The organism is Mycobacterium sp. E3298 (assembly GCF_001666895.1).
Taxonomy (GTDB): domain Bacteria; phylum Actinomycetota; class Actinomycetes; order Mycobacteriales; family Mycobacteriaceae; genus Mycobacterium.
The window spans coordinates 19,017-28,406 of record NZ_LZJB01000256.1; the positions used below are offsets into that span (position 1 = coordinate 19,017).

A 9,390-nucleotide genomic window follows, 5' to 3' on the forward strand; every position below is an offset into this window, starting at 1 on the left:
CACTAGCCCCACGGTGGCGACCCGCCACGCCCGGCTCCGCCGCGCTCGCGATCGCCACTAGCCCCACGGTGGCGACCCGCCACGCCCGGCTCCGCCGCGCTCGCGATCGCCACTAGCCAGGCAGGACCGGCGCCGCCCCGAACACCATCAGGCCCGGCACCTCCGACCACCCCTGCTGGCTTTCGGCGGCGGCCGCCGAATACTGCAGCACCCCTTGGGGAGCCCCGACGTAGACCGTCGACGGGTTGGCGGCGACCGTCAGCACCGGCATCTGCAGACCCCGGGACGGCGCGTCGGAGTTCACCCCGTCGAGGTTGACGTACGACACCGGGTGGCTGGCGTCCGTGCGGGTCACCACGATGTCGTCACCGGTGCGCCAGGACAGCGACACCACCGAGTTGCCCAGCCCGAAGCCGAGCCGCCGCGGGTAGGTCAGGGCGTACTGGCCGGCCTGGGTCTGCTCGACGCTGGCCAGGATCACCTGGCCACCGATCACCATCGCGGCGCGCGTGCTGTCGCGGGACAGCTGCAGGTCGGTGATCGGACCCGGGAAGCGGGTGGACACGGCGACGGAATCGACGGGAATGCGGGCGGGCTGCCCCGACGCCGGTTCCTGGATCGCGCGCAAGACGTTGTTGCCGTCCACCACCACCCACACGGCATCGTCCAGCGACCAGCTCGGCCGCGTCAGGCCGTGCCCGTCGGCGGACTGGACCGCCTCGCCGCCCAGGTCGCCGATCCACAGCGAGGCCGCCTCGTCCGGCGCGCCGCGGTGCAGGGCGACGACGGACGCGACCTGTCGCCCGCTGCGCGACAGCGCGGCGCCGGTCTGGTCGCCCATCCGCCCGAAGGCCCCGGGCACGTTGGCGAAGTGCTGGCCGTCCAGGGAGACCAGCGACCCGTTCACCAGCGCATGCAGCCCGGCGCCCGCGCCGTCGGCGACGCCCGGGTCGGTGGCGGCGACGTCGGAGGTCGTCCAGCCCTCCGCGAACCGGTCGTCGAGCGGGGCGCCGTCGGCGTTGATCACGTACGGGCCCCTGATGTCGGCCCGCGCCAGCGTCCAAATGATCTGCGCGGCAAGCAAAGCCCTGCTGTGCGGGTCGGTGGTGGACAGCTTCTCCAGGTCGATGCGCGCGCCCCCGTAACCGCGCCCGATCCCGTTCTTGCCGCCGTCGGCCCGGGTCACCGGCCCGCGCAGCCGCAGCGGCGGGGCGAGCAGGTTGCGCACCGTGTGCGCCATCTCGGGGCGCGGCCCGCCGATCAGCTTGGAGACCAGCTCGGTCGCCAATTGGTCGTGGTCGGTCACCGCCACGTAGCGCGGATCGGGCACCACCGTCTTGCCGGTCGGGTCGGCGAAGTAGAGCGTGTTGCGCTTGTATGTCGACTGGAACTGCTGCCAGTCCAGGAACACCCCGTTGGGCAGGCGGTCGATCCGCCACCCGCCCGAGGTCTTGACCAACTCGATCGGGCCGGGGTCGGGCAGTACCCCCTCGGCGGTCTCGAACACCCCCATGTCCGACAGCGACCCCAGGATGTCGGCCCGCATGTTCGCCGAAACCCGTTCGGCGGCACGGGTTTCCACGAACACCACGTGGTCGATCAGCAGAGCGCTACCGGCGTCGTCCCAGGCGTTGGACGCCGACTGGGTGAGGAACTGGCGGGCCGCCAGGTGCCGGTTCGCGGGATCGGCTGTGGCCTTGAGGAATTCGCGCAGCAGGACGTCGGGGTCCATGCCGGGGGTCGGCTTGGGCAGGTTCGACGGCGCGGGTCGCTCGACCGTGCCGATGGCCTGCGGCGCCGACGAGCTGGGCACGCCCGCGCAACCGGCCAGCAGCAAGGCCAGCATCAGCAGGCCCAGCAGCCGGCGCATCATCCGCTCCTCTCCGCGTGTTCGCGTTGCCGCGAACGGTCTTTGGGTTGCGGGCCGGTGTTGGCGGTCGGCGGGATGGGTTTCATGGGCAGCGGGCTGGTGGTGACCTTGTGGCCGCGCACCAGGGGAAGCGTGAGCCGGAAGCACGAGCCCTCGCCGGGCTCGCCCCACGCCTCCAGCCGGCCCTGGTGCAGGCGCGCGTCCTCGACGCTGATCGCCAGGCCCAGGCCGGTGCCGCCCGACCGGCGCACCCGCGAAGGGTCGGCCCGCCAGAACCGGCTGAACACCAGCTTCTCCTCGCCCGGCCGCAGCCCCACCCCGTAGTCGCGGACGGTGACCGCGACGGTGTCCTCGTCGGCGCCCATCCGGATCTGCACCGGCTTGTGTTCGGCGTGGTCGATGGCGTTGGCGATCAGGTTGCGCAGGATCCGCTCCACCCGCCGGGTGTCCACCTCGGCGATCACCTCCTCGTCGGGCAGGTCGACGAGCAGCTCGATGCCGGCGTCCTCGGCCAGGTGGCCCACATTGCCGAGCGCGCTTTGCACGGTGCTTCGCAAATCCACCGCCTCGACGGACAATTCGGCCACGCCCGCGTCGTGGCGGGAGATCTCCAGCAGGTCGTTGAGCAGCGACTCGAACCGGTCGAGTTCGTTGACCATCAGCTCGGTGGAGCGCGCCAGGGTGGGGTCGAGGTCGGCGCTGTGGTCATAGATGAGGTCGGCGGCCATCCGGACCGTGGTCAGCGGCGTGCGGAGTTCGTGGCTGACGTCTGAGGTGAACCGGCGCTGCAGGTTGCCGAACTCCTCGAGCTGGGTGATCTGGCGGGACAGGCTCTCCGCCATGTCGTTGAACGACACCGCGAGCCGGGCCATGTCGTCCTCGCCGCGCACCGGCATCCGTTCGGACAGGTGCCCCTCGGCGAACCGTTCGGCGATCCGCGACGCCGACCGCACCGGCACCACCACCTGGCGGGACACCAGCAGGGCGATCCCGGCGAGCAGCACCAGCAGCACGGCGCCGCCGGTGATCATCGTGCCGCGGACCAGCGTGATGGTGGCCTGCTCGTTCTTCAGCGGGAAGATCAGGTACAGCTCCAGGTTGGCCACCTGCGACGAGGCGGGGGTGCCCATGATCAGCGCCGGCCCGGAGAAGCCGTCGGTGTGTACGGTCGCGTACTGGTAGGACGCCTGCCCGGCCTTGACGAAGCCGCGCAGCGAATTGGGCACCTGGTCTACGGGTCCGGCCGTGGACGCCGCGCGCGGCCCATCGCCCGGCACGATCAGCACCGCGTCGAACGCGCCGGCCAACCCGGCGCCCGACGCGGGGTCGGTCTTGGACGTCAGCGTGTTGCGGGCCAGTTGCAGGCTGCTGTCCAGGGAGCGGGTTTCCTCGCCGCTGACGATCCCGCCGACGGTGGTGCGCGCCCGCTCGATCTGTTCGATGCCCGCCTTGACCTTGACGTCGAGCACCCGATTGGTGACCTGAGAAGTCAGCACGAAGCCGAGCGCGAGAATCACCGCCAGTGACATTCCGAGCGTCAGCGCGACGACGCGCAGCTGCAACGACCGGCGCCACGCGACGGCAACGGCGCGACTCACCGCACCCATGCCGCGGGTCATGGGACCCGAACGCCCCCAGCGGCTCCTAGTCCGTCGCGGCGAGCGCCAAATCAAGGACGCTCCCGGATCACGGAGGTCCGGCCTTGTATCCCACTCCTCGAACGGTCAGCACCACGGTCGGGTTCTCCGGGTCCTTCTCAACCTTGGCCCGCAGACGCTGGACATGCACGTTCACCAGGCGGGTGTCCGCCGGGTGCCGGTAGCCCCACACCTGTTCGAGCAGCACATCACGAGTAAACACCTGCCGCGGTTTGCGCGCCAACGCGACCAGCAGGTCGAACTCGAGCGGCGTCAGGGAGATCTGCTCGCCGTTGCGCGTCACCTTGTGGGCCGGCACGTCGATCTCCACGTCGGCGATGGACAGCATCTCGGCCGGCTCGTCGTCGTTGCGCCGCAGCCGCGCCCGCACCCGGGCCACCAGCTCCTTGGGCTTGAACGGCTTCATGATGTAGTCGTCGGCACCCGACTCGAGGCCGAGGACCACGTCCACGGTGTCGGTCTTGGCCGTGAGCATCACGATCGGGACGCCCGAATCGGCGCGCAGCACGCGACAGACGTCGATGCCATTCATGCCCGGCAGCATCAGGTCCAACAACACCAGATCGGGGCGCAGTTCGCGCACCGCAGTCAGGGCCTGGGTGCCGTCACCGATGACCGCGGTGTCGAAACCCTCCCCACGCAACACGATGGTGAGCATCTCGGCCAGCGAAGCGTCGTCATCGACGACGAGAATCCTTTGCCTCATGGAGTCCATGGTGTCACCAGATCGGGACAAAACTCGGACACCACACGGGTGTTTCTTCCCCGATAAGGGCGAATCGAGACCAAATTGTGCTAACCGGCGTCCAAAGAGACGGCCAACCGGCCAGGATCGACGTCCGCGTCGACCACCAGCCACCGGCCGCCCCAGTCCGCTTCGGCGAGTCCGGCGTAGACGGCGCCGGTGCGCCGCTGGAGGCCGTCGTCGCGTTCGTAGCTGTCCCGGGCCCGCCCCGGCTCGTGCTCGGCCCGGTGCCGGGCGCGCCGCGCGGCGAGCTCGACCGGCACTCCGAGCAGCAACTGCCAGTCGGGCGACGGCAGGCCCAGCCGCTCATATTCCAGCCGCCGCACCCACTCGACCGCCGGCCCGCCCGCGTCCTGGTGCAGGCGCGCGGCGCTGTAGGCCGCGTTCGAGGCGACGTAGCGATCCAGGATGACGACGTCGTGGTCGCGGCGCAGCGCCTCGATGTCGTCGACGGCGCCCGCCCGGTCGAGCGCGAACAGCATCGCCATCCCGTAGACCGACGACGACAGGTCCCCGTGGTCGCCGTGCAGGGCCTCGGCCGCGACGTCGGCGGTCACCGATTTCCCGTAGCGGGGGAAGGCCATGATCGCCACCGACTTCCCGGTCGCCTCGAAAGCCCTGCGCAAGCCGTCGGACAGCGTCCGCTTGCCTGCGCCGTCAACCCCTTCGATCGCGATCAGCACGGCGCCAGCCTAAGCGCGACGCCGAATGCCGCGCTGGCGCGACGCTCGGCGGGCCAGCAATGACTCAGTAGCGGTAGTGGTCGGCCTTGTAGGGACCGTCGACGTCGACGCCGATGTACTCGGCCTGCTCCTTGGTCAGCTTGGTCAGCTTTCCGCCGAGCGCCTCCACGTGGATGCGGGCCACCTTCTCGTCGAGGTGCTTGGGCAGCCGGTACACCTCGTTGTCGTACTCGTCGTTCTTGGTCCACAGCTCGATCTGCGCGATCACCTGGTTGGAGAAGCTGTTGCTCATCACGAACGACGGGTGGCCGGTGGCGTTGCCCAGGTTCAGCAGCCGGCCCTCGGAGAGCAGGATGATCGACTTGCCGCTGTCGGGGAACGTCCACACATCGACCTGCGGCCGGATGTTGGTCTTGGTCGCGCCGGAGCGCTCCAGCTGGGCGACCTGGATCTCGTTGTCGAAGTGCCCGATGTTGCCGAGGACGGCGTAGTCCTTCATCGCCTTCATGTGCTCGAGGGTGATGATGTCCTTGTTGCCGGTGGCGGTGATGACGATGTCCGCCGTCCCGATCGCGTCCTCGACCGTCTCGACGTCGTAGCCCTCCATCAGGGCCTGCAGCGCGTTGATCGGGTCGATCTCCGTGACGACGACGCGCGCGCCCTGACCCTTGACCGAGTCGGCGCAGCCCTTGCCGACGTCGCCGTAGCCGCAGACCAGCACCTTCTTGCCGCCGATCAGCACGTCGGTGCCGCGGTTGATCCCGTCGATCAGCGAGTGCCGGCAGCCGTACTTGTTGTCGAACTTGGACTTGGTCACCGAGTCGTTGACATTGATCGCCGGGAACGCCAGGTCACCGGCCGCGGCGAACTGGTACAGGCGCAGCACGCCGGTGGTGGTCTCCTCGGTGACACCCTTGACCGACTCGGAGATCTTGGTCCACTTGTCCTTGTCGGTCTCGAAGCGGTTGCGCAGCAGCTCCAGGAAGACCTTCCATTCGGTGGGGTCGTCCTCTTCGGCGGGCGGCACCACGCCGGCCTTCTCGTATTGCGCGCCGCGCAGCACCAGCATGGTGGCGTCACCGCCGTCGTCGAGGATCATATTGGCCGGCTCGTCGGGCCAGGTCAGCATCTGCTCGGCGGCCCACCAGTACTCCTCCAGCGTCTCGCCCTTCCAGGCGAACACCGGAACACCCTTGGGCTCCTCGGGCGTGCCGTACGGCCCGACGACCACCGCGGCGGCGGCGTGGTCCTGGGTGGAGAAGATGTTGCACGACGCCCAGCGGACCTGCGCGCCCAGCGAAACGAGGGTCTCGATGAGGACCGCGGTCTGCACCGTCATGTGCAGCGAGCCCGAGATCCGCGCCCCCTTGAGCGGCTGCACGTCGGCGTATTCGCGGCGCAGCGACATCAGACCTGGCATCTCCTGCTCGGAGAGCTCGATGTCCCGGCGACCGTAGTCCGCGAGCGACAGGTCGGCGACCTTGAAGTCGATGCCGTTGCGGACGTCGGCGGTCAGCGAACTTTCAGTCGTCGTCATTAAAGTTCCATTCCTTCTGCGGCTTGGTTCGAAAGAGGATTACTTAGCTTAGGTATACGCTCTTGCGCCACTGTAGTCGGCGGCCCAGGCGCCGGCCGTCGTCAGGGGACGTTGACGACGCCGTGACGCTCGGCGAACGGCGTCATCAGCCGCGCGAGGTCCGCCGCCACGTCATGGTCGGCCTCGGGCGGCATCGAGACGTAGCTCATCGCCAGCCGCACGATGGCCCGCGCCAGCACGCCGGCATCCTCGTCGCTGGTGGCCACCCAGCTCTGGGTGAACGCCGTGCTCAGCCGTTCCGACGCCCGGGTGATGATGGGCCCGCTGTCGGTGGTGATGATCTGCAGCAGGTCCGGCTTGGCGACCCCGGTCAGCAGCGAGATCACCAGCGGGTCCGCCGCCGACTCCGCGAAGAAGGCCCGAAAGCCCTGCAGGAACGCCTCGTAGATCTTGCCGACGTTGGCGACGATGGCGGTATGGACGGCGTCGACCAGCCGGTCGGCCAGGCGCAGGGCGTAACCCTGCGCCAGACCCTGCCGCGACCCGAACTCGTTGTAGATGGTCTGCCGGCTGATGCCCGCGGCGCGGGCCACGTCCGAGAGCGTGATGGCGGACCAGTCGCGGGTCAGCAACAGCTCGCGCATCGCGTCCAGCACCGAGTCGCGCAGCAGGGCGCGCGACGCCTCGGGGTAGGGCATCCGCTTCACAGGCGCGACAATAGCCGCTTCGGCCATGCCGTTGGTGCCGATCACGCCCGGGCTATCTCGACCATCTCGAAGTCGGATTTCGCCGCGCCGCAGTCCGGGCAGCTCCAGTCTTCGGGGATGTCGTCCCAGCGGGTCCCGGGCGCGATGCCGTCCTCCGGCCAGCCCTTGGCCTCGTCGTATTCGAATCCGCACTGCACGCAGATGAAGAGCTTGTAATCGGTCATCGGATGGCTCCTGTCTCCTGGAAATCGATCTTTTCGCGCACCGAACAGTCGGGGCAGCACCAGTCGTCGGGAATCTCGGCGAAGGGCGTGCCCGCGGGAAAGCCTTCCCGCGGAGCGCCTTTCGCCTCGTCGTAGATGTAGTCGCAGCCCGGGCAGCGGTAGGCGCTCATGCCCTCACCCCGTAGCGGGCCAGCACCCGCTTACGCACCCGCGGGTGGATGTTCACCTTGGTGATGTCGCCGTCGTAGTGTTCGAGCACCCGGTGGTCCATCACCTTGCGCCACAGCGGCGGGACGTAGGTCAGCGAGATCATCGACGCGTACCCGCTGGGCAGGTTGGGCGCGCCCGCCATGCTGCGCAGCGTCTGGTAACGCCGCGTCGGGTTGGCGTGGTGATCGCTGTGCCGCTGCAGGTGGTACAGGAACAAGTTGGTGACGACGTGGTCGGAGTTCCAGCTGTGCACCGGTGCGCACCGCTCGTAGCGACCGCTAGCGTTCTTCTGCCGCAGCAGCCCGTAATGCTCCAGGTAGTTGACCGCCTCGAGCAGGCTGAAGCCGAAGACGGCCTGGATGATGACGAACGGGATGAGCGCCGGGCCGAAGACCGCGATCAGCACGCCCCACAACACGATCGACAGCAGCCACGCGTTGAGCACGTCGTTGGACAGGTACGTCGCGGGGTTCCACGGGTTCTTGTCCAGGCGGCGCAGGCGCTGGGCCTCCAGCCGCAGCGACGAGCGCAGGCTGCCGAACACGCTGCGCGGCAGGAACTCCCAGAAGGTCTCCCCGAAACGGGCCGACGCGGGGTCCTCGGGCGTGGACACCCGCACGTGGTGGCCGCGGTTGTGCTCGATGTAGAAGTGGCCGTAGCAGGTCTGCGCCAGGGTGATCTTGGACAGCCACCGCTCCAGCGAGTCCTTCTTGTGGCCCATTTCGTGGGCGGTGTTGATGCCGACGCCGCCGAGGACGCCGACCGACAGCGCCACGCCCAGCTTGCCCGCCCAGCCCAGCGCGCCGTCATAGCCCAGCCAGCTCAGGTTGGAGGCGGTGAACAGGTACGCGCCGAAGACCACGCTGAGGTACTGGAACGGGATGAAGATGTAGGTGCAGTAGCGGTAGTACTTGTCGTTCTCCAGCTGCTCCATCACCTCGTCGGGCGGGTTCTGCCCGTCGGGCCCGAAGCGCAGGTCGAGGATCGGCAGCAGCACGTAGACGAGGATCGGCCCGATCCACAGCGGCGCCTGCGCGGCGGCGTGCCAGCCGAGCTGGTTGAGCCCCCAGACGATCGGCAGCATCACGAAGAGCGCCGTCGGGGCGATCAGTCCCATCAGCCAGAGGCGTCGCTTCTTGTCCCGCCAGACGGGCGGCTCCACCGCCTCGGCGTCTGCCTGCTGTTCGAGTGTGGTCATATGCCAAACCTCCTTGTGAGTCACACCACGTTGGAGATTGACAATATCGCCATCAGCGTCTCGTGTCTAGACACAAGAGGTACTTTTGTAAACGGATTCGCTAGGGCACGGCGTCGGGCTCGGCCCGGGCGGGCGGTGCGACGCCCTCCGCCTCGCGGCGGCCCTGCACGGAGTGCCGATAGCCGTAGCCGACATAGATCGCGGTGCCGACCGCCAGCCAGACGCCGAACCGCACCCAGGTCAGCGCAGTCAGGTTGACCATCAGCCAGACGCACGCGGCGATCGACGCGATCGGCAGGACCGGCACCCACGGGGCGCGGAAGCCCCGCTCCAGGTCCGGGCGGGTGCGGCGCAACACCATCACGCCGGCCGAGACCAGGACGAACGCGAACAGCGTGCCGACGTTGACCATCTCCTCGAGCTTGGCGATCGGGAACACCGAGGCCGTCGCGGCCACCACCACCGCGACGAGCACGGTGATCCGGACCGGGGTGCCGTGGGAGCCGGTCTTCGCCAACTGGCGCGGCAGCAAGCCGTCGCGCGCCATCGCGAACAGCA

Annotated in this window: 10 protein-coding genes; all 10 read right to left on the reverse strand. The window is 68.9% G+C overall.

The window, feature by feature from the left end; all coding sequences use genetic code 11:
* Positions 1-112 precede the first annotated feature (112 nt).
* Complete coding sequence (gene lpqB / locus A9X05_RS11905) at positions 113-1,873, reverse strand: MtrAB system accessory lipoprotein LpqB (protein ID WP_067781568.1); 1,761 nt, start codon at positions 1,871-1,873, stop codon at positions 113-115.
* Complete coding sequence (mtrB, locus tag A9X05_RS11910; protein WP_082950280.1) at positions 1,870-3,543, reverse strand: MtrAB system histidine kinase MtrB; 1,674 nt, start codon at positions 3,541-3,543, stop codon at positions 1,870-1,872. The genes lpqB and mtrB overlap by 4 nt, the downstream gene beginning before the upstream one ends.
* 13 nt (positions 3,544-3,556) lie before the next feature.
* A complete protein-coding gene (gene mtrA / locus A9X05_RS11915) occupies positions 3,557-4,243 on the reverse strand; it encodes a two-component system response regulator MtrA (protein WP_007168097.1) in 687 nt (228 codons plus the stop codon).
* 80 nt (positions 4,244-4,323) lie between these two features.
* A complete protein-coding gene (locus A9X05_RS11920; RefSeq protein ID WP_067759028.1) occupies positions 4,324-4,956 on the reverse strand; it encodes a dTMP kinase in 633 nt (210 codons plus the stop codon).
* Between the two features lie 64 nt (positions 4,957-5,020).
* Positions 5,021-6,493: an adenosylhomocysteinase gene (ahcY, locus tag A9X05_RS11925; protein WP_067759025.1), complete on the reverse strand. Its 1,473-nt coding sequence runs from the start codon at positions 6,491-6,493 to the stop codon at positions 5,021-5,023.
* Positions 6,494-6,594: 101 nt separating this feature from the next.
* A complete protein-coding gene (locus A9X05_RS11930) occupies positions 6,595-7,227 on the reverse strand; it encodes a TetR family transcriptional regulator (RefSeq protein ID WP_067759081.1) in 633 nt (210 codons plus the stop codon).
* 14 nt (positions 7,228-7,241) lie between these two features.
* Positions 7,242-7,424, reverse strand: coding sequence for a rubredoxin (locus A9X05_RS11935; protein ID WP_067759022.1), 183 nt, complete (start codon positions 7,422-7,424; stop codon positions 7,242-7,244).
* A complete protein-coding gene (locus A9X05_RS11940; RefSeq protein WP_067781571.1) occupies positions 7,421-7,594 on the reverse strand; it encodes a rubredoxin in 174 nt (57 codons plus the stop codon). The genes A9X05_RS11935 and A9X05_RS11940 overlap by 4 nt, the downstream gene beginning before the upstream one ends.
* Positions 7,591-8,832 carry an alkane 1-monooxygenase gene (locus tag A9X05_RS11945; RefSeq protein WP_067759015.1) on the reverse strand — a complete coding sequence of 414 codons (1,242 nt, stop codon included), beginning with the start codon at positions 8,830-8,832 and terminating at the stop codon, positions 7,591-7,593. The genes A9X05_RS11940 and A9X05_RS11945 overlap by 4 nt, the downstream gene beginning before the upstream one ends.
* A 100-nt stretch (positions 8,833-8,932) precedes the next feature.
* A partial coding sequence (locus A9X05_RS11950; protein ID WP_156736664.1) for an amino acid permease occupies positions 8,933-9,390 on the reverse strand: 458 nt, incomplete at its 5' end.